Source organism: Citrobacter sp. MGH100 (assembly GCF_001034465.1).
GTDB classification, from domain to species: domain Bacteria; phylum Pseudomonadota; class Gammaproteobacteria; order Enterobacterales; family Enterobacteriaceae; genus Citrobacter; species Citrobacter youngae.
Map to the genome: position 1 here is coordinate 1114124 of NZ_KQ089801.1, position 26401 is coordinate 1140524.

A 26401-nucleotide genomic window follows, 5' to 3' on the forward strand; every position below is an offset into this window, starting at 1 on the left:
ATGCTGAAATCACGCATAACGATCCGACGACTGGCCTGGTCCACCACCTTTATGTTGTTTATCGGCGCGCTGCTCCTGACCTGGTCGGTCATCCGCCAGCAGGAGTCAACGCTTGCCATTCGTGCTGTAAACCAGGGAGCCAGCATGCCTGATGGCTTCTCTATCTGGCATCACCTGGACGCCAACGGCATTCGCTTTAAAAGCATTACTCCGCAAAATGACGCGCTGCTGATCACCTTTGATTCCAGCGCGCAGAGCGCAGCCGCAAAGGTCGTGCTGGACCGAACGTTGCCACACGGCTTCGTTATCGCTCAACAGGATGATGACAATCAGGCAGTGCAGTGGTTATCTCGTTTACGGGATACACCGCACCGCTTTGGTTAATCTCCAGGAATCTGAATTAGATCACTCACTTTGGTGATTTCACCGTTTAGTGCCTATGATTAATAAACTGAAGTTATGACCTACAGCTTTATTATTCTGGAGCATCGACCACAAAACATCGGGTCGCATCACAATGGAAGGTTCAAGAATGAAATACCGCATCGCTTTGGCCATTAGCCTTTTCGCACTCAGCGCCGGCAGCTACGCGTCCACCCTCTGTCAGGAAAAAGAACAAGATATTCAGCGGGAAATTAGTTATGCCGAAAAGCACAATAATCAGAGCCGCATCAATGGGTTAAACAAAGCGCTTAGTGAAGTTCGGGCAAACTGTACTGACAGCAAACTGCGCGCGAATCACCAGAAAAAAATCGCAGAGCAGAAAAATGAGATAGCCGAACGTCAGCGTGATTTAGCCGAAGCTAAGCAAAAAGGCGATGCGGATAAAATCGCAAAACGCGAACGTAAGCTTGCAGAAGCTCAGAAAGAGCTGAAAGAACTTGAGACCCGCGATTACTAAGTAAGGTAACTACCCACTCACCTGGAGAAAACTATGTCAAAAGATAACGCTACGGAAAATCTGCGCGCTGAACTGAAATCCCTTGCGGATACGCTCGAAGAAGTACTGAGCTCCTCTGGCGATAAGTCGAAGGAAGAGATGAGTAAAATTCGCAGCAAAGCCGAACATGCGCTGCGCGAGAGCCGCCATCGTCTGAGCGAGACCAGCGATGTGATTGCTAAGCAAACCCGTGAAGCGGCCGCTAAAGCCGACAACTATGTGCGCGAAAACCCATGGACAGGCGTCGGCATTGGCGCTGCGGTCGGTGTGGTGCTTGGTGTACTGCTGTCGCGCCGCTAACAATGGCTGACTCTCAACACGCACAAGGTCCAGGCAAAAGCGTCCTGGGGATTGGACAACGGGTCCTGACGATTTTTGTTGAGATCGTAGAGACGCGGCTGCGGTTGGCCGTCGTTGAGCTGGAAGAGGAAAAAGCCAATCTCATCCAGATCCTGCTGATGCTTGGGCTGACCATGCTGTTTGCGGCGTTTGGTCTGATGAGCCTGATGGTGCTTATCATCTGGGCCATCGACCCTCAATATCGCCTGAACGCCATGATTGCCACTACCGTTGTGCTGTTGCTTTTAGCGCTTATCGGTGGGCTATGGACGTTGCGAAAAGCGCGTAAAACAACGCTGCTGCGCCATACGCGCAATGAACTCGCTAACGACAGGAAGGCCCTGGAGGATGATGCATAATGAGCAGTAAAGTCGAACGTCTACAGCGTAAGGCGCAACTGCTTGGACAGATCCAGCAGCAACGGCTGGATCTGTCAGCCACTCGCCGCGACTGGCTGGAGGCTACTGAAGTCTACGATCGCGGCTGGAAAACGCTGTTGAACCTGCGTGGTTGGGTGTTAGTCGGGAGCAGTATTATGGCGGTTCGCACCATCCGTAATCCGAACCTGCTGGTACGCTGGGCCAAACGCGGCTTTAGCGCCTGGAGCATCTGGCGTCTGGTGAAATCGACCATCAGACAACAGCAGTTGCGCGGCTGATCCCCTCACCTTCCACCCAACCTCAAATTTTTTGAAAATTTCTGACAGTTTTCCTTGCTAACAATTCTCATTAGCCACGTTTATTATTCTCTTCATCGACAGCAATGACGCCCTCTGCGGCGTCGTTGCACAAAAAAACACAATAAGCCGCCTGAGTGGTTTCCTGGAGAGTATGATGAAGAAATTAGAAGATGTTGGTGTACTGGTAGCGCGCATTCTGATGCCAATCCTGTTTATTACCGCTGGTTGGGGAAAAATCACCGGATATGCGGGTACCCAACAGTACATGGAAGCCATGGGCGTCCCAGGATTTATGTTGCCGCTGGTGATTCTGCTTGAGTTTGGCGGCGGTCTGGCAATTCTGTTCGGTTTCCTGACCCGTACTACCGCGCTGTTCACCGCAGGCTTCACGCTGCTGACGGCATTCCTCTTCCACAGCAACTTTGCGGAAGGTGTGAACTCTCTGATGTTTATGAAAAACCTGACCATCTCAGGCGGCTTCCTGCTGCTGGCTATCACCGGTCCGGGCGCATTCAGTATTGACCGCGTACTGAATAAAAAGTGGTAAGCAAACTATACTGAACACATCAAAAAGCGAGGAGATATCTCCTCGCTTTTGCTATCTGAGGAGCGAAAATTATGGGACAACTCATTGACGGCGTCTGGCATGACACCTGGTACGACACCAAATCAACCGGGGGGAAATTTCAACGCTCTGCATCGGCTTTCCGTAACTGGCTCACCGCGGATGGCGCCCCAGGCCCAACGGGTGAAGGTGGCTTCGCCGCCGAAAAAGACCGCTATCACCTGTACGTTTCTCTGGCCTGTCCGTGGGCGCATCGCACGCTGATTTTGCGTAAACTCAAAGGGCTGGAACCGTTTATTTCCGTTTCCGTTGTCAATCCGCTGATGCTGGAAAACGGCTGGACCTTTGATGACAACTTCCCGGCGGCCACCGGTGATACGCTTTACCAGCACGAGTTTCTCTATCAACTGTATTTACACGCCGATCCGCACTACAGCGGCCGGGTAACGGTTCCGGTGCTGTGGGATAAAAAAAATCACACCATCGTGAGCAACGAATCTGCAGAAATCATCCGCATGTTTAACACTGCGTTTGATGCGCTGGGTGCGAAAGCCGGGGATTACTATCCACCGACTCTGCAAAGTAAAATTGACGATCTGAACAGTTGGATTTATGACAACGTCAATAACGGCGTATATAAAGCCGGGTTTGCCACCAGCCAGGAAGCTTACGACGACGCCGTAGAAAAAGTCTTTCAATCGCTGGCTCGACTGGAGCAGATCCTGGGTCAGCATCGCTACCTGACCGGCGACCAGCTAACCGAGGCCGATATTCGCCTGTGGACCACGCTGGTACGTTTTGATCCGGTTTATGTCACCCACTTCAAGTGCGACAAACACCGCATCAGTGACTACCTGAATCTGTACGGTTTTCTGCGTGATATCTACCAGATGCCAGGCATTGCGGAGACCGTCAATTTCGATCACATCCGCAATCACTACTTCCGTAGCCACAAAACGATCAACCCGACCGGCATTATTTCTATCGGCCCGTGGCAGGACCTCGACGAACCGCACGGACGTGACAGCCGTTTTGCATAATTTACACAGGTCTCCGTTTGGGGCCAAATAATTAATACTACAAACATTTACCAGCATTCCATTCGCAGCTATTCTTAATTTGATTGCTTTAAAAACAAGTAATTGAACGCGGAACGAGGCGAAAATGGATTGGTATTTAAACGTATTAAAGAACTACTTTGGTTTTGGTGGTCGTGCACGGCGCAAAGAGTACTGGATGTTTATTTTGGTCAACATCATCTTTACGTTCGTGCTGAGCGTGTTAGACAGGATGTTTGGCTGGCAACGCACCGGGGGAGAAGGCGTATTAACAACGATTTATGCAATTCTGGTTTTTATACCGTGGTGGGCGGTACAGTTCCGGCGTTTACATGACACCGACCGTTCAGCCTGGTGGCTACTGGTGCTGCTGATCCCGATCGTCGGCTGGTTGGTCATCATTATTTTCAACTGTCAAAACGGCACGCCGGGGAGCAACCGCTTCGGCGCTGACCCCAAACAGTTGTCCTGAATTTAAATACGCCCCTTCCGTTGAAGGGGCGTATTTCTTATTTCCCGGCAAACAGCTTGGGGATTTCCCGCAAACACCAGGACTTCGCTTCGCCCATACTGTCCCGACGCCAGGCCATGATGATATCTATTTCGTTTGTCGATTCCGGGCTAACTACACGCAGCCGGCCAGCCGCAATATCCGCTTCCACCAGCGGGTATGGCATCGTCGCCACTCCAAGTCCAGCCAACAGCGCCTGGCGTTTATCTTCTATCGTACTCACCGTCAGGCGTGGTTGTTTATCGAGAAGCTGAACTGTCAGCACCGGGCGCTCACGGGCAGTATCCGCCACCGCTATGCCCCGGTATTTCACACGAGTGACTTCTGACAACGGTTCCGGCTCCTGGTGGATCGGGTGATCCGGCGCCGCCACATACACGTTCATCAGCGAGTACAGCTTGCGCGAGTTAATTTCTGATGATGAGCGGAAATGCATATCCGGCGCGATCACGATATCCGCTCTGCCCTGCTCCAGACGCTCCCACGCCCCGGCCAGCACTTCAGTGATGACGGAAAGCTGCGTGTTCGCCTTTCCGGCAAGGCGGTCGATAAGCGGGAAGAATGCCGCCGTTGGCACCAACGCTTCAGTGACAATCGTCAGATGCGTTTCCCAACCACGGGCCAGTGCTTCAGCATCGGTAGTCAGCTTATCCGCAGCCTCCAGCAACACGCGGCCACGTTCAAGCAGCATACGCCCGACGTTGGTAAATTTTGTGCGGTGACCTGAGCGGTCAAACAGCACCACGTCCAGCTCTTCTTCCAGTTTCTGCATGGTGTAGCTGAGGGCGGAAGGTACGCGTCCCAGTTCATCTGCCGCGGCGGCAAAGCTGCCGCGCCTGTCTATTGCGTCCATGACGCGTAACGCTTCAAGCGTTAAAGCCCGTTCTTTGGCCATCTCGTTCTCATTCAGGAAATTTGAACATACCGGGCAGAATATCTGGCTAACAATGCAGCGTCTAGCCATTTAACATAAAAGGAAGTAAAGAGAGGTCAAGAACTATGATTACTACCCGTACAGCCAAACAATGCGGGCAAGCAGACTACGGCTGGCTGCAGGCCCGTTATACCTTCTCCTTTGGACACTATTTTGATCCTAAACTACTGGGTTATGCCTCGCTGCGTGTTCTGAACCAGGAAGTTCTGGCACCGGGGGCCTCTTTCCAGCCACGTACCTATCCAAAGGTTGATATCGTCAATCTGATCCTCGAAGGGGAAGCAGAGTATCGCGACAGTGAAGGTAACCATATTCAGGCCAAAGCCGGAGAGGTGTTACTGCTCGCTACGCAACCTGGGATCAGCTACAGCGAGCACAATATCAGCAAAGATAAGCCCCTGACCAGAATGCAGCTCTGGCTGGACGCCTGCCCGCAGCGCGAAAACGCCTGCGTACAGAAAGCCACGCTGAGTGCAGGTAAGCATCAGCTGCTGGCCTCACCGGACGGTGAACAGGGTAGCCTGCATCTTCGCCAGCAGGTCTGGGTACATCATGTTGAGTTGCAAAAAGGTGAATCACTGAGTTTTCAGTTACATGGACCTCGCGCGTATTTGCAGTCGATCCATGGCACGTTCCACGCGGTCACTTCAGGTGCCGAAAAAGAGGCGCTTACCTGCGGTGATGGCGCATTTATTCGTGATGAAACTAACATAACGTTAGTTGCCGATACCCCGCTGCGCGCTTTGCTGATAGATTTGCCCGTATAGTCATTGGAATCAAGGGAGTACGACTATTGAGCAAGAAGTCATCAAAAAAACGCCAGCCGCAGGCTGCGCCGGAAAAACGGGAGACAGTTCCCTTCGGCTATGAAGAAATGCTGACAGAGCTGGAAGCGATTGTGGCCGATGCCGAGCTACGGCTGGAAGACGAAGAAGCCGCCTGAAAAGGCGGCTTTGACTTAGGCCGGGTGACGACTCCGCCTTACCCGGCCTGAAGATTAATGTGCCTTACTGGCCATGATCTCAATGATCTGCTTGTCGGTTTCCTGCATCGAACGACACGCCAGCGCACACAGGTTAGCGATAGATTGTTCCACGTTATGCGCCACAATCCCTTCGTTTCCGGTTACGGCAGTATCATCCAGCGCCATCAGCACCGCTTTCCACGCCGCAGATGCGCTGGTTGAGACTTTCATCGCACAGCTGTTTGAAGCGCCATCGCAAATCATTCCGCTCACGTCGCCAATCATGCTGCTGATCGCCATCGCGATAGTGTTGTAGCGACCATCTACGATCCATGCCATCCCCGCTGCTGCGCCCATTGCGGCCGTAGTTGCCGCGCACAGCGCAGACAAACGCGGAAGCTGATGATGGATGTAAATAGCGCTCAGGTGAGACAGCATCAGCGCACGCGCCAGTTTCTCCTCATCTGCGCCAAAATGCTCAGCTACCACCATCACTGGGACGGTGGCGGTAATCCCCTGATTACCAGAACCGGAGTTGCTCATGGCCGGCAGCGTCGCCCCGCCCATTCGCGCATCCGATGCCGCGCTGGTACGAATAAGAATGGCAGTGGAGAGATCGTTCGCCAGCAGACCACGTGCGCACTGCTTCTCCAGCGTAGTTCCGATGTGCAAGCCCCAGTTGCCGCGCAGTCCTTCCTGAGACAGCGCACCGTTCAGTTTTGCCGCATCAAGAATAAAGCGGATTGACTCAAACGGTACCGCGTTTACGAACGCCAGAATCTCTTCCAGCGATGTGTGAGACAGTACCGCCAGCGGTGACTCTTGCTTCTCTTCCTCAGCGTTCTGTTCTGTTGTGAACACCACGCCGTTATTGGTCTCGATGTGTACAATGTTGGTATGACCGCCGACAATCGTCACGCACGCCCATCCTTCAGCGCTGTAAACCTTCGCGCGGGAAAAGAGGATGTCCTCGCAAGGCTCCTGCAGCATCACAGCAACCTTCCCTGCGTTAAGCATCGTTTTCGCATCAGCAATCGCTTGTGGCGACGCGTCTTTCAGTACTTCTAACCCAGCCTCGGCATTTCCCCCCAAAGCCCCCAGCGCAGCCGCTACGGGAAGACCTACCATCCCGGTACCCGGCACGGTAACGCCCATGCCGTTTTTCATCAGGTTTGGTGAGACCCATGCATCAATGCGTTCCACCGCGCCGTCCAGCTCAGCAGAAGCGACGGCCGCAGCCAGAGCCAGAGAGATAGGTTCAGTACAACCCAGCGCAGGTTTTACTTCTTCCTGCACCGCGCGAATAAAACTATCCCATAATGGATTCAATGTAGTCTCAAACATAACAACAACCCTTGCTCAGATAACTCAGGAAAATGCCAGGAACGGAGAAACGCACAACAACAGGCCGGTGACGATAATCAGGTACAGAGAGGCGCCTTTGTATTTGTGCAATGCAGGAACTTTGTAGACCAGCCAGGCCGGGATCAAGCAGCCCACCATGCCGAAGATTGGGCTACAAATAGAGGTGAAGCTCAGCACCGGCGCATTGAGCACAATTGCACTCCAGGCCAGCAGGATGGCGAAAACCATAATGCCGCGCTGAACCAGGGTTTCGTTGATTTTCTCGGCTGGCATTTTGCGGCGCAGCACGTTCATTACGATCCCCTGAGTCGCTTCACGAAAGCCTAAGTAAACACCGAAGAAGGCGGTCATCACGGCGAAAATGTTCAGGATAACGCTGACGATTTTCACCCAACCTGCACCATCACCACTGATAAACTGCGCAGCAATCGCCAGAGCGGAAATGTTCTGCTCATAGGCTTTAACCGCTTCGTCATGCCCCATCGCCAGCGTGAAGGAAACGGCGTAGAAAAAGACGGTGACAAACAGAATACCGAATGCGATGTTCATAGCACGCAGAGCTTTATGGCGTGCCACCTCAATCGATTTCTCACGAGAGCGGTACGAAATAACCATCGGGCTTAGCGTCTGAATAAACAGAATTGAAGTCAGGGTAAACGGCAGCGTGATAATTGCGTTTTTGATCAGCAGCGCCATCGGCGGCAGTGAGCCCGCGTTATACAAATGCCACATTCCCACCATCGATACACCAAGCGCAGCCACCACCAGCAGCTTGGTCAGCACCATGCCGGTGGAGATTTTAAACAGCAGTTTTTCTCCGCGTGACGAGATGGCCACCAGGATGCAAATCAGCACCAGGCCATAGAACGGGCTGTCGGACAGTAAACCTTCAGTAACGCCAAAAGTGTGCAGATAAGAGGCGCTATCGTTAGTGATAGCCGTGGAGTAGACGAACATCCAGATTACCAGCATCACAAAATATAATGCGCCTAACAGGATGCCCCAGTTTTTACCCAAATAGCCGCTGATTACGCTCGGGTAGTCTTTGCATTCCGGAGATTCCGCCAGCGTGTTAATAAACAGGCGCTGGAACAGATACATGGCTGGGTAGCCAATGATAGAGGACAGCAAGAACACCCACAGCCCCATCAACCCGACCTGGACAGGAAGAAAAACAATCCCCGCACCAATCGCCATACCGATACTCATAATGACCCAGCCGGTATCCGTGCTGTCGAACTTAATAGCTTCCCGCCATTCGCTTTCGGTCATTCCCGCCCGACGCGCAGGCGCTGATGCGTCGAGTATTACGCTGTTATTCGTTGCCGTTTCCATAAAAATCTCGCTCAAAATGTAGGGTAAGGTTTTATTATTTTTCCGTTCCGCATCAATGCGATACGCGGTACGAGTCGTGCAGGCGAGTTCGTTAGAATGGAGAAATCATACGCCGAGGGTCAGAGAAAAACTTCACATAAATACCCCTTCATTTCATGATGTTTAATAAAATTATTCTATTTTATATTTACAAAATGGGATTATTTTCTATTTTTGAAGCAGATCACAACAAAAAAAAGGGCGCACTCAAGTGCGCCCAAAGGAGAAATAAACACAAATTCAGTTAAGTGCACATCACTTTGATAGCCAGGCCTCCACGTGAAGTTTCACGGTATTTGTCGTTCATGTCTTTGCCCGTCTCATACATGGTCTCGATCACTTTATCGAGCGAAACGCGTGGTTCTGACGTCCTACGTAGCGCCATGCGCGCGGCGTTGACGGCTTTCACTGCGTTGATCGCATTACGTTCAATACACGGAATCTGCACCTGCCCGGCCACCGGATCGCAGGTAAGGCCCAGGTTATGCTCCATAGCGATTTCCGCCGCAATACACACCTGAGACGGGCTACCGCCAAGCAACTCTGTCAACCCGGCAGCCGCCATTGAACAGGCTACGCCAATTTCCCCCTGGCAGCCGACTTCGGCACCCGAAATCGAGGCATTCATCTTATACAGCGCACCTATCGCCCCCGCGGCCAGCAAATAACGGGCGATGGAGTTGGCATTCACCGGACGGCGGAACTTGTCGTAATAGGCCAGGACGGCGGGAATAATCCCGCACGCACCGTTGGTCGGTGCAGTCACCACCCGACACCCGGCGGCGTTTTCTTCGCTCACGGCCAGCGCGAACATGTTGATCCAGTCAATGACGTTCATCGGGTCGCTGGACAGGTTGTCGCTGGAAACCAGCAGCCGACGCAGTGCCACGGCGCGACGCGGTACATTAAGCGGGCCCGGAAGCACACCTTCGGTATTCATGCCGCGCTCAATCCCGGCATGCATGACGTCCCAAATGGCAGCAAAGCCAGCATCGATTTCTTCTTTGCTGCGCATCGCCAGTTCGTTTTGCATCATCAGGCCGGAAACAGACAGCCCGTTGCGCTCACACAGTTTCAGCAGTTCGCTGGCGGAATGAAAATTGTAGGGCACGTGTGCTTCAACATCATGCGCCTGACCAAATTGCTCCTCTTCAACGATAAAACCACCGCCGACGGAGTAATAGGTTTTGCTTAATAGCGTCTCGGTGCCGTTCCACGCGGTGATACGCATACCATTTTCATGGCGCGGCAGCGTTTCGGCGTGAAAGAGAATATTTTCGTCTGGGGAGAAATCGACAATATGCGTGCCCTCTGCCACCGGTAAACGTCCGGTACGGGCTACTTCCTGAGTAAAACCAGCGATTGAATCTATATTAACGTTTTGCGGACTGTTACCGGCCAGCCCCATCATGATGGCGACATCTGTCGCATGACCTTTTCCGGTCAGGGAAAGCGATCCATAAAGATCGACCACAATATGTGTGGCCCTGGGAAGTTCCCCGCTGCTGACCAACAGATCAATAAAGCTTTTACCTGCATTCATTGGCCCCACGGTATGGGAGCTGGAAGGTCCAATGCCAATCTTGAAAATATCGAATGCGCTAATCATATCCACACCCTCGGATTGCCGTTCAGTGAAGACCAGGTTTCACACTCATTAAGGATCGGGGCGATCCTGAGATCGCCCCGCAAGGGATTACAGCATGTCGCCACGTACGGCGATGGCTTCAATCTCCAGCTTCACATCCTTTGGTAAGCGGGCGACCTGCACGCAGCTGCGCGTAGGGTAGATTGCCTTATGCTCATCAAAGAACTGCTGGTACACCTGATTGATGGTGGCGAAGTCGTTCAGGTCGGAAACGAAAACGGTGGTCTTCACGATATCGCTCACTTTCAAACCTGCAGACTCGACAATCGCTTTCACGTTCTCCAGGCTTTGACGCGCCTGATCGGCTACGTTTTCCGCCACTTCACCGGTCTGTGGACACACCGGGATTTGACCTGACGTCAATACCATGCTGCCCAGATCCACACCCTGTACGTAAGGCCCAATCGCCCCTGGCGCACATTCGGTTGCAATAACTTTTCTCATAGTCCCTCCGGCGTCAGAGCGCCTGGGTGAAAGTACGTGAAATAACATCCTGCTGCTGTTCGCGGGTCAGCGCGTTGAAGCGCACCGCATAGCCAGACACGCGGATCGTCAGGTTCGGATAGTTTTCCGGGTGCTCAATGGCATCCATCAACATTTCACGGTTCATGACGTTAACGTTCAGATGCTGCCCGCCTTCCACATGCGCTTCATGATGGAAGTAACCGTCCAGCAGACCGACCAGGTTGGTTTTACGTACGCTGTCCTCTTTGCCCAGCGCTGCCGGCACAATGGAGAAGGTGTACGAGATACCGTCTTTGGCATAGGTAAACGGCAGTTTGGCGACCGAGGTTAACGACGCCACCGCACCTTTACGATCGCGGCCATGCATCGGGTTCGCCCCTGGCGCAAACGGCGTACCTGCGCGACGTCCGTCCGGCGTGTTACCGGTTTTCTGTCCGTACACTACGTTGGAAGTGATGGTCAGGATGGACTGCGTCGGCACCGCGTTACGGTAAGTTGGCAACACCTTAATTTTCTTCATAAAGCGTTCGACCAGGTCGCAGGCAATGCTGTCCACGCGCTCGTCGTTGTTGCCGTATTGCGGATAGTCGCCTTCGATTTCGAAATCAATTGCCAGGCCGTTTTCATCGCGAATCGGTTTCACGCGGGCGTACTTAATAGCCGACAGAGAATCCGCCGCTACGGACAGACCCGCCATGCCGCAGGCCATCGTGCGATAGACATCACGATCGTGCAGCGCCATCAGCGAGGCTTCGTAGCTGTACTTGTCGTGCATGTAGTGGATGATGTTCAGCGCGCTGATGTACTGCACGGCCAGCCAGTCCATAAAGTGGTCCAGGCTCTCCATCACCGTGTCGTAGTCCAGCACGTCATCCATCAGCGGTGCCGTTTTCGGCCCGACCTGGATTTTCAGCTTCTCATCCACGCCGCCGTTGATTGCGTACAGCAACGTTTTGGCGAGGTTGGCACGTGCACCGAAGAACTGCATTTGTTTGCCGATAACCATCGGGCTGACGCAGCAGGCAATGGCATAGTCATCGCTGTCAAAGTCGGCACGCATCAAATCGTCGTTTTCGTACTGTAAAGACGAGGTGATGATCGACACCTGGGCGGCATATTTTTTGAAGGCAATCGGTAGCTGTTCAGACCACAGCACCGTCAGGTTCGGCTCAGGTGCCGGGCCCATAGTGTGCAGCGTATGCAGGTAGCGGAACGAGTTTTTCGTCACCAGCGTGCGGCCATCCAGCCCCATACCGCCGATAACTTCGGTCGCCCAGATAGGGTCGCCTGAGAACAGGGTGTCGAATTCCGGCGTACGCAGGAAGCGTACCATACGGATCTTCATAATGAAGTGGTCGATCAGCTCCTGCGCCTGCTGCTCGTCTAAAATTCCCGCTTTGAAATCGCGCTCAATGTAGATGTCGAGGAACGATGCGGTGCGACCCAGCGACATCGCGCCGCCGTTCTGCGATTTCACCGCAGCCAGATAAGCAAAGTACACCCACTGCACCGCTTCCTGCGCATTACGCGCCGGGCGGGAGATATCGCAGCCATATTTCGCCGCCATTTCCTGCATTTGCAGCAGGGCGCGGCGATGTTCAGACAGCTCTTCACGCAGGCGAATCGTGGCTTCAAGATTCTGCCCCCACTCCAGGTTCGACTGGAGATCGGCAAACTGCAGTTCACGCTCGCGCACCAGGTAGCGGATACCGTACAGCGCGACGCGGCGATAGTCACCGATGATACGGCCACGACCATAGCCGTCCGGCAGACCGGTCAGCACGCCGGATTTACGGCAGCGCAGCATATCCGGAGAGTAGGCGTCGAATACACCCTGGTTATGGGTTTTACGCAGTTCAGTAAACTGGTACTCAAAATCAGCATCCATTTCACGGCCATAAGCATCAAAAGAGCTTTTGATCATGTTGATGCCGCCAAACGGATGCAGAGCACGCTTGAGTGGCTTATCCGTTTGCAGACCGACGATTTTTTCCAGTTCCTGTTCAATATAACCCGCATCGTGTGCGGTAATTGTCGTCGCAATATTGGTATCAAAATCAACCGGCGCATGCGTCGAGTTTTCAATACGGATGCCCGCCATGACTTTTTCCCACAATGCTGTGGTCGCAGGCGTGGCTTCGGCGAGGAAAGATTCATCCCCTTCATAAGGTGTATAGTTGTGCTGAATAAAATCACGGACATTAATTTCTTCTTTCCAGTCCGTACCTTTAAAGCCATTCCAGGCTTCGGCATACAGCATATCGCTGGTATCGATATTTACCTTCATGAAAAATAATCTCTCTGCTGAAAATTAATTATGCAAATTCTACTGGTGTATTAATTTTGCCTAACGCAATGGCATCACGCGCAATCATTTTCTCTTCATTCGTGGGAATAACCGCACAAATAACATGAGCATCTTTATTGGAGATAATTCTTTCGCCATGGGAATTTGGCAGACTATTCATTTCACTGTCGATATTCACACCTAAAACAGCAAGGTGCTCAATCACCAGGCGGCGAATTAATACCGAGTTTTCACCTATTCCACCGGTGAAAATAATCCCATCAAGACGATGCAGCGATGCGGCATGCCCGGCGATATGACGCGCGATACGATGCACAAACGTTTTAATCGCCAGTTGCGCACGCTCATGTCCCTCGTGCCAGGCTTTTTCCAGCGTACGTAAGTCGGACGACAAACCGGAAATACCCAGCAGGCCAGATTCCTTATTCACTACGCGTTCAAGGTCGCTTAGCGTCTGGTTGGTTTCACTGGCGATCCACGCCATCGCACCGAAGTCCACATCACCGCTGCGTGTCCCCATCATCAGGCCTTCCAGCGGCGTCATCCCCATCGAGGTATCCACGCTCTGTCCATTACGCACCGCACAGATAGACGCCCCATTCCCGAGGTGAGCCACAACCAGGCCAGAATCATCGTGCGGTAGCTCAAGCAGCTCATGCGCACGTTGAGAAACATAGCGATGCGACGTGCCGTGGAAGCCGTAACGACGAACGCCCAACTCTTCGAAATATTTCCACGGTAAACCGTACAAATACGCTTCAGGCGCCATCGTCTGGTGGAAGCTGGTATCAAATACCGCAACCTGCTGCCGGCCAGGGAAAAGATGCTGAGCAGATTCGATTCCGCTTAAGTTCGCATAATTATGTAACGGTGCTAAAGGAGAGACCCGGCGGATATTTTCGATAACTTCATCAGTAATAATGGCTGATTCGGTAAAGATATTTCCGCCGTGGGCAATGCGGTGGCCAATTAAGGCCACGCTGTCCATTAAATTACGTTTCTCCAGTTCAACGGCAATGGCTTTTAATGCGTCTTCGTAGCTGTGGTGAGCCAGCTTAGCTGGCTCTCCTCCATTAATTGCTATGAACGCATTTTCAGAGTTAATACCGTCTGCAATTCCCGCCAGTAAAACATCACAGTTTGCTGCATCCAGCACTGAGAATTTAATGGAGGATGAACCACAGTTAATAACCAGTACTACCGGAAACTCATTCATTTCACTACTCCGCTCATCCTGAGCTTAAGGATTAAAACAGTTTGTAGACAATGTTCAGGATGGTCAGCAGACCAATCGCGGTAACAAACACGTTATCCAGACGGCCACGGTATTTCGCCAGTGACGGCGCTTTACGGATGGCATACATCGGCAGCAGGCAGAGCAGTGAGGCGATAATCGGCGCGCCCATTGCTTCAATCAGGTCCAGGATGTTCGGGTTGGCGTAAGCCACAACCCAGGTGGAGCCCATGATGAAGATCATGCTGATGGTGTTCAGTTTGCCGACGGAAACTTTCGTTTTATCGCCTTTGTAACCAAACTTCAGCACCAGACCGTTCAGACCTTCCAGCGTACCCAGATAGTGGCCGAAGAAAGATTTGAAGATAGCGACCAGGGCGATGATAGAAGCACCGTACTCCAGAACGGTCGCGAAGGTGGACTTCGTACCGGACAGTGACGCGAAGTGGTTCGCCAGGTAAGACAGTACTGGAATGTTCTGTGCTTTCGCATCCGCCATATTTGCCGGAGACAGCGTAAACAGGCAGCTAAAGGCGAAGAACATAACCACGGCAACCATCAGCATACTGGCGCGGGAGATGATTTTGGAACATTTCTGCTCGGTAAATTCGCGACCGAAATCTTTCTCATACTCTTCGCGTTTAGAGACCACGAAGGAAGAAACGATTGGCGAGAAGTTGAAAGAGAACACCATGATGGAAATACCCAGCCATACGGTAACCAGGATGCCGTCATGGCCAGTCAGTGCGATATTGCTGAGGTCAACCTGATCGATAACCGCAGAGTTCCAGTAAGGGATCAGAGACAGAGAAATAAGCACCAGGCTGGCGATAAACGGCCATACCAGATAGCTCATCACTTTAACCATCAGATCTTTACCGAACCAGATGACGAATGCCATCAACAGCAGCAGGAACAGAGCGACAAAGCCACGGTTTAACGCGGGCATCTGCAACTGGTTTTCCCAGAAGGTCATAAAGGTGTTGGTAATGGTGACGCCATAAATCCACAGCAGCGGACAAATCGCAAAGAAGTAGAGGAACGTGATAACCACGCCGCCCGTTTTACCAAAGTGCTCTTCAACCGTTTCTGTGATGTTACCGGAAGGATTAGAACCGGAAAGACACAGGCGTGCCAGCGCACGGTGGCAATAGAAGGCGATGGGGTATGCTAACACCAGCATGATCAGAATGGGGATCAGTCCGCCAAAACCTGCGCGGATAGGGAAGAACAGCACCCCTGCGCCAATGGCTGTACCAAATAAACCCAGTGTCCAGGTGGTGTCCGATTTGCGCCAGGACGACTGTTTTGTCTGGCTGGATACAATGCTATCAGTAGTACTCATATCCTATCCTCAACGAAGTATATTAAGCGTCAACTAAACCAGTAATTTGAGATACACGAGAAAGGTCGATATTACCGCCAGAAATAATGCTGACTGTTTTTCTGTTCTGGATATAGCTATCTAATTTCCCGCTTAATAATGCTGCGCATGCCAGCGCACCGGCACCTTCAGTCACAACTTTATTTCGCTGAATTAATGCCACCATGCTGTTGCGAATTTCATCTTCGCTGACCAGGACAATGTCATCCACCAACTCACGAACAATTTCATACGTTAAAGTACCCGGGCGAGAGACGTCACAACCATCCGCCAGGGTGCCGGTCGTTCGGTGCGTGGTTATTTCTCCAGCGTGGAAAGATGCCGCCATGCCGTGAACGTTTTCAGACTGCACACCAATAATTCTAATTGTTGGGTTGATAGATTTAATTGCTACGGCAATACCCGCAATCAGTCCGCCACCGCCAATTGGTACAATCACGTTATCGACATCGTACAGATCTTCTAAAATTTCCAGGCCAATCGTTCCCTGGCCCGCAATAACTTTCGGGTCATCGTATGGCGGAATAAAGATACGGCCTTCCGTTTCCACAATCTCGCTGACCTTCGCGATGGTGTCGTTGAAGTTGTCGCCGTGCAGCACAACTTCTGCGGAATAATCGCAGGTTGCCGCCACTTTAGACTTCGGCGCGCCTTTCGGCATCACCACTTTGCCGTCGATGCCGAGCATGGCGCAGGAGAGAGAAACGCCCTGTGCATGGTTACCCGCAGAACACGCCACCACGCCCTTCATTCTTTCTGCTTCAGTTAAGGAACTGAGCTTGTTAAAAGCGCCACGGATTTTAAATGAACCGGTACGCTGCATGTTTTCAAACTTGAGGAAAATTTCCCCTTTGCAACGTTCACTAAAATAGTTAGAGCGAGGCATTCCCGTTTTATAAATTTTCCCCGCCAGTCTTTTTTTCGCTTCGAGGATATCTTCAATTGCAACTGGGAGATCGTATGTAATGTGCATTAGAACCTCTTACCTGGGTATTAAAGTAAATAGATAGCCGTGACCAACGTCTGATATAGACCGATGGCGTTAATTTCTCATTAGAACAAGTTCAATCTTTAATCAATTTCAATTAATTGCTTTCGCCTACAAGAATTATATGATGAATATTCTTTGGCTAATTCAACCAAAATAGATGCTGCTTTTTTTATTCGATAATTTTTAGACCAAACGGCGGCATAACGTGCAACCGGTAAGGCTTCTTCTACCGGGATAGTAATAAACTGGTCTGAACCAAATGGGGCGGTCATATCACAGGGAATTACTGTTAAGAAATCAGCATTGAGAACAAGATTATAAATCGTGACAACGGAGTCTGTTTTAACGATGTTTTCACTGCTGATGCCATTATTTTGTAACGTGGTGAGAAGTTCGCTGTAGTAACCCATATTCGTTTGTGGCAACACCCACTGTTCGTTTTTCAACGCGCTCAGCGAGGTGATGCCGGTGCATGTTCGGGACTTACTGGCCACCAGAATAAACTCTGACTCAAAAAGCGGCTCAACATGGAGGTCCTGCAGTTTCATCTCATCACTTAGCGTACCAATGGCGAAATCCAGACGCCCATCGCGTACCGCAGGTAAGAAAGAGGAGAGCTGAGCCTCATACATGGAAACCTGCGCTTTCGGGAACACCTCTTTAAATTTTTTTATCATGCCGGACATGATGGTAAAGGCGATCAGTGAAGGGAAGCCAAACGACACATCAACGACCGCGTTGCTGGTCATGCTGTTCATCTCATCAACCATGTTTTTCATTTCGCGGGTAATGGATTCAGACCATGAAAGCATCACCTGACCTGCCTGGGTCAGTGTCACACCGGTATTTTTACGTACGACTAACTCAATGCCAAAATAAGCCTCAACATCGTTAATGATTTTGCTGACAGCGGGTTGAGTTAAACCTAATTCTTTTGCAGCCGAGCCGATAGAACCACTTCTAATGACTTCCTGAAAGACCACTAAATGCTGTGTTTTAGGGAGAGTAATAGTATTCATATCGACCTGCGTTAATTACTTTGTTGACGGCAGGAAGTGTACCAAATTAAGCAATCGAGGATATGTGCGACCACTCACAAATCCCCTTCACTTACATTTTGTAAGATTATTATTAAACAATAAAACTCTTTATAATCAACAAATTATAAAAACACGATCTCACTTTAACCTGACTTTAATCAAAAAAAGATGGGGGGATAACGGAATTTTATGGCAATAACACACCTGTTTTTTCCGCTATTTCCAAAAATCGTGAAAGGCTATATTTCAATCAATTACAGAGCAATTATCCGGCAAAATGATGCTTAAATTTAATAAGCAACTTATCAAATTTAATTATATTTTAATTGTAACCATGAATAAATAACGCCATGCATCACATTTTTTCGCCTTATTTGTTTGTAAAGAAACATTGCATTTATTAATATTTAAACTAAATCATACATAAAATTATCATATGCAACATTATATTAACACTGATTTTGTACGATTTATCAGCGTGTAATTTTGTGATGGCGATCGATTGCGTTCATTTATTCTCGAGAGAAACGTATCGCACAGCGTTTTGTGTTGGTTGTCACAAAACGGGAAATATCCACCAGTACCTTTTACCAGATAAAGAACGTTATCCCCTTCAATAAAGGGAAGGCCACTTCTCATTGCGAGCCACCGGGTTACATCATTAACGCCATACTTAAATGCGCTGTCACTTCATGAAGGGGGATTTGCACCCAGCAATGGTTTTCTTCATCACAAAAAGTGACCTCATTGTCGCTGCCGTCTATAAGCAAAATAAAACGTGCTCCCTGGCGTTGCGCGTTCTTCTGCCGGGTCGATAAGCGTAGCGTGGAGCAGTCATTGACAATGCTCAAATGCGGGAAATTACGCCTGAGCCGGCGGCCAAGTAGTATTGCCTGATCCCGTGCCCGTTCCTGGCTGGGTATGATGACAACATCGACATGCTTAGCATAATCGCTGCTTTTTTTCGTAGCGGTAAGCAACTGCATAATCGGTTCCAGCATGAAAGCGAAGCCGCATGCAGAGACAGGATGCCCAATTAGCCGACTGGCGCTATTGTCGTAACGCCCGCCCCGACACAGTAATTTATTGTGATGCAACGAATCCGCATACCATTCAAAAAGCTGGTCGTTATAGTCATTTACGGGGAAGAGATTTTTATCGTGGGTAAAAGGGATATTCAGTGCAGTCAGTGAGTCGCAAAGGTGCGTAAAACGCTGACGGGATTGTAATGACAGGCATGCTTCAAGTTGCGGTGCCTTTTCTGCCAGCCGCAGCATCAAATTATCTTTATCACTCAGTAAGCGCTCAGGATGTTGCTCCAGGCAAGCTAACTGTCTGGCATTAAGCAGTGATGCCAGCGGCTGATAGTATTGCTGCAAGTGACGGCGAAATTGAGTGAACTCTTCGACATTGCCTAATGTATTGATTTTGAGTTCGACAAACGGCAACAGTTGTAGCGATTTGAAAAAATCGTACTGTAAGGAAATGAGTTCAATCTCAATGCCAATATCTGGATAGCCAAACGCTTCCACGCCCAATTGATGAAATTGGCTGATGTTCTGCTGGTTCTGACGGCGGAACATTGCCCCCAGATACCATAATCGTGTGCCAATTTGTAAATTCTGATATTGCGATAAAAGCCGTAGACAGCCCATCGTTCCATCACCGCGAAATAACGCCTGATGATTAAGCATTAGCTCATCACTTTCACCGGAAAAAGACCTCGTAGCGTTTTCTTCCAGCCTTTCAAGAAGCGGCATGCGGATCTCCTTGTAGCAATACTGCTGCAATAAATACTCCGCTTTTTTTTCCAGCCACTCCCAGTCCGCGGCGGGGTTCTGGTAATGCTTACGTGGACGACCACTTTTTCGTGGCCGCAGATTCCGCTGATATTTTTCTTCCAGCGACTGAGAGTAAGGTGTCGTTGCCAGTAGGCAGTTTTGCGCCAGTGATGACTCAATACGCGTAATGACTGCCGGAACAATCATCCCCAGGCAAAAGCGCTGGTAGGCACCGGAACGCTGCGCCGCATTTTCTCCGAGGCGCAGGTACTCTTCATGGGGAGTGATCCGCACTTCGGGGGAATCAGCAAAACTATGATGCGGAGTTTCATCCACGCAATGGCATTCAACGTATTTTTTTGTCAGTAAGAAATAGGCGTTGGGTTCGACGGGGCAGCAATTGTATCGACTATCCCAAAGCGTGCCATGGCGTTGGTGACGGTGGTTGAAGTAGTGGGTGTAACCTTTGGCGATATATTGCATAAAACGCCCGAGGCATTCTTTATCAGGAGCGGACAGAAATAAAAATATTTTCTTTGATGAAAGTGAATACGCATGTAATCTTACCGCATAGATACTCATTGCAGTATCGACGCATTGATAAAAATACTGGTAATCTTCTTCACCTTTAAAAATAGTTTCATCATTATGCCCGCACAATTGCACGAGGTGAGGAATTCCATCGATAAATAATCGGTTTTTTCGTGGCATAGGAATAATGTTTAAATAATATTTAAGTTGGCTAAATAGTGTTTTTTATTAGTGCATAAGCCACGTCTGTTAATATATTCGGATTTCTAGAGAATCTTACAGGAGCTACCAAAAGACAACAAGATGCCCTTTTGATAGCCCAGTTCACTTATTTCTGGTTAAGCTCATCAAGTCGTAATGCAATATCTTGAATCGCTAGTAAATTTTGCTGGTTATTTTGTAAATCCCAAAGACGAATTTGTTGATCAGCATTAATGGTCAGAATAAAACGACAACCGCTCTTAAGGGCATTTTGATGCTGTCGTTTAAGTTTGGTACCGCTACAATCAGTGAGGACACGCAAACCAGGCAAGTCTCGACGAAGCGCGCAAGCCAGCACTTGCACCTGTATGCCCCCATCCTCCAGCTCGCTGGTAATCACAACGTCAGGATGGAATTGCCACTGAGGATTCAGACCGTCATAAACAGTCTGCAGCAGAAGCAACAATCGTTCGATACCTATGGCAAACCCACAGGCGGGCAATTTCTTACCATTAAATAACTCAGCCAGACCATCATAACGACCACCACCACAGACTGTCCCCTGAGAACCTAAGTCATCGGTAATCCATTCAAAAACAGTGCGTGAATAGTAATCCAACCCGCGCACCAAGCGTGGGTTAATGTGATAGGTTATATCGGCATTGTCGAGCAGAGTCCGCAACGTATTGAAATGCCGCTGTGAATCATCCTCCAGAAAATCCAGTAAACGAGGTGCGTTCTCTATCATTTCTTGCATTTCAGGGTTTTTACTATCGAGGATACGCAGAGGGTTTACGTCCAGACGCTTGATGCTGTCTTCGTCCAACAAGTCTCTATGTTGAGTAAACCAACTCACCAGTTCCCTGCGATGTGCCTGGCGTTCTTCCGGCGTCCCTAATGAGTTAATTTCCAGCCGGACGTTCTGTGATATGCCTAAATCTTCAAATAGATCGCGCACCATAAAGATCAGTTCAGCATCAACATCGGCACCGGACATTCCGAAGGCTTCGACGCCAAACTGCGTGAACTGGCGTAACCGCCCTTTTTGCGGACGCTCGTAACGAAACATCGGTCCCTGATACCACAAACGCTGTGACTTGTTGTAACACATGTTATTTTCCAGGACCGCACGCATACATCCGCTGGTCCCTTCCGGACGCAAGGTAATATGCTCACCGCTTTTATCGGTAAAATCGTACATTTCTTTTGAGACGATATCGGTCGCTTCACCCACCGCACGTTCAAAGAGCGCAACGGGCTCCAGGAGCGGCAGACGCATTTCCTGGTATCCATAACGAAACGCCATTTGATGAAATTTACGTTCCAGCCACTGCCACATTGGTGTTTCGTCAGGCAGCACATCGCGCATACCTCGTATAGCCTGAATTTTGCTCATGACAACTCCTTGCTTAATAAAGAAAAAGATTGTTCAGTCAAATTGTGCTGCGGGACACCCTTGTTCAGACGATGGCGCCGGGCAACATAAAGAAGGTAAAGAGGGATGGTGATCATCTGTAAAATAATGCCCCATACCACGGTAGAGGCACTCTCTGTCATTAGCGCCAGTGCAATAAAGCTCAACGCAACCAGGCTGAGGCAGCAATAACTCCAGAAACTGGCATCACCTCCTCGGCGATGAACAACTATCATGACCGGCAGTGATACTGCAGCAAATGCATAGGGGAGTAAGCTGGCAGAGATGGCCAATGTAATCACGCTCTGGAACTGGTTCTGCAGATTTGGCGACAATGTGAATAGCAGGAGCGCAGTCATCAGCGCTGCAGTAAAAATCAACCCACACCAGGGAACACCATGGCGGTTAGTACGGGCAAAAAAAGCAGGGAGTAAATTATCTTCCGCCGCAGCCCTGGGCACTTCAGTTTGCAGGATTTGCCAACCAGGCATCGCCCCGAGGCAAGCGATAACGACCATGGCTGAAATAATCGCTCCAACCGTACTTCCCCACATTGCTTTTGCGCTGTCGGCAAAAGGAGAGGAGGAGTTCATCAGCACATCATGGGGGAGTAGCCCCATCATGACATTGGTTGAACTGGCATAACATAACCCAGCGAGCCCCAACCCTAACAAGGTGGCCAGAGGTATTGTGCGGCGTGGGTTTTTCACTTGGCTAAACGAGACAGATGCAGATTCAATGCCCAGAAAACCCCATAATGAGATAGTTGCCGCGTTAATGATTGCCTGATGATCACTGACGCCACTAAGATTCCAGGCTGCCTGATAACGCGCAACGTCAAAATGTCCCCAGCCCATGACGCCGATGCTGAGGATCACCAGCACCATGCAGCTGCCCGTGAACATTTGCATATAGCCAACCCGTTTCGCTCCACGTAATCCCCAAAGAACAGAGCACCAAAGCAGCACTATGCATGCTGTCGTACCATAAAGTGGGTTGTGTAATACCGGGAAGAAGAAAGAGAGATATCCCACGCCGGCTAACAGCAGCGCGCAGTTGCCAATCCACGTTGACAACCAATAGAACAATGTCATTTGTAGGCCGATAAAGGGGCCAAAGCTGGCAGTAATACTGGCTATGATGCCGCCATTGCGCGGAAATAACTCACTCATTTTGCAGAAAATGAGTGCCAGGGCAGCAATCGCTAAAAACGCGAGTCCCCATCCCCAGACAGAGATTGAACCTATTCTCGCAAGCGTGGCAGGCAGCATAAACACACCGCTACCCATCATATTTGATGCTGTCATCATGGTCAGCGCAAGCAGACCCATTTGGTTTGTCTTCGCGCAACATTTATCCATGCCAGTCCTCATTTAATAGATCATAGTGAGATGAACGGGACTCCTCCCGCGCATGTCCAGGGCCAAAGTTTGTCGTTACAACCCATCGGTAAAGCGTTAATCTCGTTGAAGGCTCTGTAAGAACAGAGCCTGATAGACGCAACCGATAATGATTGGTCTCGGCATCGGTTGCGCCGCCCCTGAGGGCAGTGATGATTATCACTGCCCTTTCTTCATGCGGCCTGCTGGTTCAGGTCAGCAATCACATCGTCAATCAGCTCATCAATCTTGCTGGAGTCAAGGTGGTGCGCAGTGGTAATCAGGTGAGCGATGTCACCGGAGGTGGCCAGACAGTGCTTCTTCCAGACAGCTTCTGACGGACAAGGGAAAACCACGGTAATAGAGTTTTTATTGCGCCAGGCATCAATACCAGCAGCCTGTAAGCGATCGACTGCGTACTGCGCCATATTCAGGCTATGTTCAATGCGGCGTTGCCAGTCGCTCCAGGAATGGCTGCGAATAGCTTCCCACATCATTAGCGGTGTATGGCCATTACGAGAACCAGAAATGGTTTTATCGTGTGCAGAGATGTAATCAATTTCGACAGAAATCCGATCAACGTTTTTCCTTTTCGCTACCACGATGCCGCAGGGAATAGGCGAACCAATCATTTTGTGGCCTGAAACGCCAATAGAATCAATACCATCAGCGAAGTTAAAAGGCTGCGGATCGTTCACAAACGGCAAAATCATACCGCTCAACGCAGCATCAGCGTGTAGATAATAATCGTCACGTTTGATACCCAGTTGACCAATCCGTTGTTGGATCTCAGCAATATTATCAATAGCGCCACGAACGGTTGTGCCGATATTTGCAAAAATAATCGGATGTTCTTCGTTATCGCGTTGAATTTTACGAATCAAATCATCATAGTCCATCTCACCATTCGGCTGTGATTCCACCAGACTTGATTTAATGCGCAACAACTTAACAATTTTCGCAACGGAATAATGAGTATCTTTCGAGTAATAAAGCGTACCTTCTGGAAACAGTTCACGCCCCAGATAGCAGCCAAACATATTACCTTCAGTTCCCCCATTGGTAACGTAACCCCAGCTTTCTTCAAATGGGATTTTGAAAATACTGGCGAAATACTCCATTACTTCTTTTTCAAAATCAAACGAGTTCAGCAAATAATTGCAATACTCCCCCCAGTCACCACAATTATTTATGGAGAAACGCATAAACCGTTCCAGTATCGTGTAATCGAAGTCGGCTGACTCCGGATAACCTATATTAAAATACTGATTTTTTACGCAATATGACCAAAAAGCATCGAGCTTATTCTGATCGACAATAGATAATGTCATTTTAAACTCCCGTGGATAAAACCAATACAGTTGGATACGTTTAGATACGTTTATCTAAATAAAGAATATCCTGACCTTTCTTACTACGCCCGGCAGCAACAAATGAGAACAATGGAATGGTTACCATCATCATCAAGATGCCCCAGAATATGGAGTCGCTGCCAGAACCAAGCAAAGCAAAAATGCAGTAAATCATGCCAATAACAACCAACGTGCAGTAAAACATAAACGATCTTCCACGATTGGCTTTCTTTGAAACAAGGATAATTGGAAGCGAAATCAGGGCGTACATATATGGCAGAAGTGAAGCAAATACCGACATTAAGATTACAGCCTGGAATTGTTTCGCCAGATTCGGAGATGCCGTCAGAAGCAAGACAATACTCATTAATACACCGGTAAAAACGAGGCTTTTCATCGGGACATCTTGCTTGTTGGTTTCTTCAAAGAATTTCGGGAAAAGTCCTTGTTGAGCACCTGCGCGCGGGCCTTCTGACTGAAGTATCAACCAACCTGAAATTGAGCCAAAGCAGGCAATGATGCTCAGTGCGGAAGCAATGTTCCCTGCCGTATTACCGAACATATAGCGTGCGGCATCAGCAAAAGGTGCGGCTGAATCTACCAGAACATTATGTGGTACCAACCCCATAATAACAGTGCAGCTACCAACATAGCATACGGAAGCGATTAATAACCCCATAACGGTAGCCCGAGGAACCGTGCGTTCAGGATCTTCGACCTGACCGGTAGAAACGACTGCAGATTCAATACCAAGGAAGCCCCATAGCGCAATCGACGCAGCAGAAATAATTGCCGAGGAATCACTATGTCCCGTTCCATTATAAACTTCAGTATAGAGCGACGGGTTAAACCAGAACCACCCAATAAATCCTACGCCTAATATTACGATTAACCCGCAGGTTGCGGTAAAGGATTGTGCCCGCCCCGCAACTTTGGCACCAAAACTAGCAAGGAAAACAAATGCCCACAGAATAATAATTGCGGCAATACAACCGTAAGTTGGATTTTTAAGCTCCGGGAAAAAGAAACTGAGATAGCCGACACCTGCGACCAATAATGCAACGTTACCTACCCATGCGCTGATCCAATAGCACATTGTTGTCTGAAACCCAATGAATGGGCCGAAGGCATCACTGGCATAAGCAACGATACCGCCGGTACGAGGTGTAATTAAACTGGTTTTAGCGAAAACTAATGCAAGTGCAATAACACCGATGATGGTAAATACCCATCCCCATATTGAGATGGAGCCTATGCCTGCGAGATTAGTTGGCAACATAAATACGCCAGACCCCATCATATTTGATGCAGTCACTAACGTTAGGGCAATGACTCCCATTTTATGAGCAGAGCCTGAGCTTACTGTTCCCATAATGGTTTCCTATTAATTTAAAATTTTGCAATAAGTGGAAATTCGTACTGAATTCGTGGGTCATTGTTATGAATAGAAATGTCCATTATTGTGACAACAATCAAAAATAATAATGAATCAATTTTTTTTGAGCGGTTTTTTCGCTTACTTTTTAACCATTTTATTAGTAATTGACTCTGTCCCCTTTTATTCGACCTGAATAAAGAAAAGGCGACACTAAAATAATCAGAAAAAAAATCACGACGATAATTTATTAATAATGTAATTTTTTGTTGATGGTATTGCTTTAATGTTAAAGATCATGAGTAATTTAAAGACACCCTGTTTATCACGCCAAAAACGGGTATTTCTGATATGAATAAAGTAGAAGATGGCAATTCAAAGGAGAGAACATAATTTATGTTACAACGGACAGAATGATGACTTCCTGTGGGCTACGCCACACAAAGCAAAAACCCCGCCGGAGCGGGATTCTATAAAGAGTGAAGCTGACCGATAAGCCGCGTTCTTTTGAGCATAGCGTCGTGGACAGTCATTCATCTATTCTGTCTCACAAAGCAAAAACCCCGCCG

At 49.4% G+C, this 26401-nt stretch carries 25 protein-coding genes; 10 read left to right on the forward strand and 15 right to left on the reverse strand.

Going from position 1 to position 26401, the window contains the following annotated elements; translation table 11 throughout:
• The 8 genes from mzrA (at position 1) to SK32_RS16970 (ending at position 4053) form a co-directional block, all read left to right on the forward strand.
• Positions 1-384 (forward strand): EnvZ/OmpR regulon moderator MzrA, encoded by a 384-nt coding sequence (gene mzrA / locus SK32_RS16935; protein WP_048213343.1) that lies wholly within the window; start codon positions 1-3, stop codon positions 382-384.
• A gap of 148 nt (positions 385-532) precedes the next feature.
• Positions 533-901 (forward strand): DUF1090 domain-containing protein, encoded by a 369-nt coding sequence (locus SK32_RS16940; protein ID WP_048213344.1) that lies wholly within the window; start codon positions 533-535, stop codon positions 899-901.
• Between the two features lie 33 nt (positions 902-934).
• Positions 935-1240 carry an ElaB/YgaM/YqjD family protein gene (locus SK32_RS16945; RefSeq protein WP_003024832.1) on the forward strand — a complete coding sequence of 102 codons (306 nt, stop codon included), beginning with the start codon at positions 935-937 and terminating at the stop codon, positions 1238-1240.
• Positions 1241-1242: 2 nt separating this feature from the next.
• Positions 1243-1638 (forward strand): phage holin family protein, encoded by a 396-nt coding sequence (locus tag SK32_RS16950; RefSeq protein WP_048213345.1) that lies wholly within the window; start codon positions 1243-1245, stop codon positions 1636-1638.
• Positions 1638-1937 (forward strand): YqjK-like family protein, encoded by a 300-nt coding sequence (locus SK32_RS16955; RefSeq protein WP_048213346.1) that lies wholly within the window; start codon positions 1638-1640, stop codon positions 1935-1937. Before SK32_RS16950 ends, SK32_RS16955 begins: the two co-directional genes overlap by 1 nt.
• Before the next feature lie 175 nt (positions 1938-2112).
• Positions 2113-2505 carry a DoxX family protein gene (locus tag SK32_RS16960; protein WP_048213347.1) on the forward strand — a complete coding sequence of 131 codons (393 nt, stop codon included), beginning with the start codon at positions 2113-2115 and terminating at the stop codon, positions 2503-2505.
• A gap of 71 nt (positions 2506-2576) precedes the next feature.
• Positions 2577-3563 (forward strand): glutathionyl-hydroquinone reductase YqjG, encoded by a 987-nt coding sequence (gene yqjG, locus SK32_RS16965; RefSeq protein WP_048213348.1) that lies wholly within the window; start codon positions 2577-2579, stop codon positions 3561-3563.
• 124 nt (positions 3564-3687) lie between these two features.
• On the forward strand, positions 3688-4053 hold the full coding sequence (locus SK32_RS16970) for a DUF805 domain-containing protein (protein ID WP_048213349.1): 366 nt from the start codon (positions 3688-3690) through the stop codon (positions 4051-4053).
• Between the two features lie 37 nt (positions 4054-4090).
• Here the strand turns inward: SK32_RS16970 and yhaJ are convergent, their stop codons facing one another.
• Positions 4091-4987, reverse strand: coding sequence for a DNA-binding transcriptional regulator YhaJ (gene yhaJ / locus SK32_RS16975; RefSeq protein WP_048213350.1), 897 nt, complete (start codon positions 4985-4987; stop codon positions 4091-4093).
• A 104-nt stretch (positions 4988-5091) separates the two neighbouring features.
• On the opposite strand from yhaJ, the gene SK32_RS16980 reads away from it, so the two are divergent.
• Positions 5092-5793, forward strand: a complete 702-nt coding sequence (locus tag SK32_RS16980) for a pirin family protein (protein ID WP_048213351.1) — start codon at positions 5092-5094, stop codon at positions 5791-5793.
• 26 nt (positions 5794-5819) lie between these two features.
• On the forward strand, positions 5820-5969 hold the full coding sequence (locus tag SK32_RS26075; RefSeq protein ID WP_086523462.1) for a hypothetical protein: 150 nt from the start codon (positions 5820-5822) through the stop codon (positions 5967-5969).
• A gap of 54 nt (positions 5970-6023) precedes the next feature.
• Here SK32_RS26075 and SK32_RS16985 read toward each other — a convergent pair whose 3' ends face one another.
• From SK32_RS16985 to hdcC, 14 genes are all read right to left on the reverse strand, one after another.
• Positions 6024-7334, reverse strand: a complete 1311-nt coding sequence (locus SK32_RS16985) for an L-cysteine desulfidase family protein (RefSeq protein ID WP_048213352.1) — start codon at positions 7332-7334, stop codon at positions 6024-6026.
• A 24-nt stretch (positions 7335-7358) separates the two neighbouring features.
• Positions 7359-8690 (reverse strand): SLC5/6 family protein, encoded by a 1332-nt coding sequence (locus SK32_RS16990; protein ID WP_048213353.1) that lies wholly within the window; start codon positions 8688-8690, stop codon positions 7359-7361.
• Between the two features lie 283 nt (positions 8691-8973).
• On the reverse strand, positions 8974-10338 hold the full coding sequence (gene tdcG, locus SK32_RS16995) for an L-serine ammonia-lyase (RefSeq protein WP_048213354.1): 1365 nt from the start codon (positions 10336-10338) through the stop codon (positions 8974-8976).
• 87 nt (positions 10339-10425) lie between these two features.
• Positions 10426-10821: an enamine/imine deaminase gene (locus SK32_RS17000; protein ID WP_048213355.1), complete on the reverse strand. Its 396-nt coding sequence runs from the start codon at positions 10819-10821 to the stop codon at positions 10426-10428.
• A 13-nt stretch (positions 10822-10834) separates the two neighbouring features.
• Positions 10835-13129 carry a formate C-acetyltransferase gene (gene pflB / locus SK32_RS17005; protein WP_048213356.1) on the reverse strand — a complete coding sequence of 765 codons (2295 nt, stop codon included), beginning with the start codon at positions 13127-13129 and terminating at the stop codon, positions 10835-10837.
• Positions 13130-13157: 28 nt separating this feature from the next.
• A complete protein-coding gene (gene tdcD / locus SK32_RS17010) occupies positions 13158-14366 on the reverse strand; it encodes a propionate kinase (protein ID WP_048213357.1) in 1209 nt (402 codons plus the stop codon).
• A gap of 31 nt (positions 14367-14397) precedes the next feature.
• Positions 14398-15729 carry a threonine/serine transporter TdcC gene (gene tdcC / locus SK32_RS17015; protein WP_005131699.1) on the reverse strand — a complete coding sequence of 444 codons (1332 nt, stop codon included), beginning with the start codon at positions 15727-15729 and terminating at the stop codon, positions 14398-14400.
• A gap of 22 nt (positions 15730-15751) precedes the next feature.
• Positions 15752-16741 carry a bifunctional threonine ammonia-lyase/L-serine ammonia-lyase TdcB gene (tdcB, locus tag SK32_RS17020; RefSeq protein ID WP_048213358.1) on the reverse strand — a complete coding sequence of 330 codons (990 nt, stop codon included), beginning with the start codon at positions 16739-16741 and terminating at the stop codon, positions 15752-15754.
• A gap of 98 nt (positions 16742-16839) precedes the next feature.
• Positions 16840-17778: a transcriptional regulator TdcA gene (gene tdcA / locus SK32_RS17025; protein ID WP_048213359.1), complete on the reverse strand. Its 939-nt coding sequence runs from the start codon at positions 17776-17778 to the stop codon at positions 16840-16842.
• Between the two features lie 674 nt (positions 17779-18452).
• Positions 18453-20291, reverse strand: a complete 1839-nt coding sequence (locus SK32_RS17030) for an ATP phosphoribosyltransferase regulatory subunit (protein ID WP_048213360.1) — start codon at positions 20289-20291, stop codon at positions 18453-18455.
• A 148-nt stretch (positions 20292-20439) separates the two neighbouring features.
• On the reverse strand, positions 20440-21708 hold the full coding sequence (gene hisS / locus SK32_RS17035) for a histidine--tRNA ligase (protein WP_048213361.1): 1269 nt from the start codon (positions 21706-21708) through the stop codon (positions 20440-20442).
• Positions 21705-23087, reverse strand: a complete 1383-nt coding sequence (locus tag SK32_RS17040) for an amino acid permease (protein ID WP_048213362.1) — start codon at positions 23085-23087, stop codon at positions 21705-21707. The genes hisS and SK32_RS17040 overlap by 4 nt, the downstream gene beginning before the upstream one ends.
• 212 nt (positions 23088-23299) lie before the next feature.
• Positions 23300-24436: a histidine decarboxylase gene (locus SK32_RS17045; RefSeq protein WP_048213363.1), complete on the reverse strand. Its 1137-nt coding sequence runs from the start codon at positions 24434-24436 to the stop codon at positions 23300-23302.
• A 40-nt stretch (positions 24437-24476) separates the two neighbouring features.
• Entirely contained in the window at positions 24477-25829 is a 1353-nt protein-coding gene (gene hdcC / locus SK32_RS17050) for a histidine-histamine antiporter (RefSeq protein ID WP_048213364.1), read from the reverse strand.
• Positions 25830-26401 lie beyond the last annotated feature (572 nt).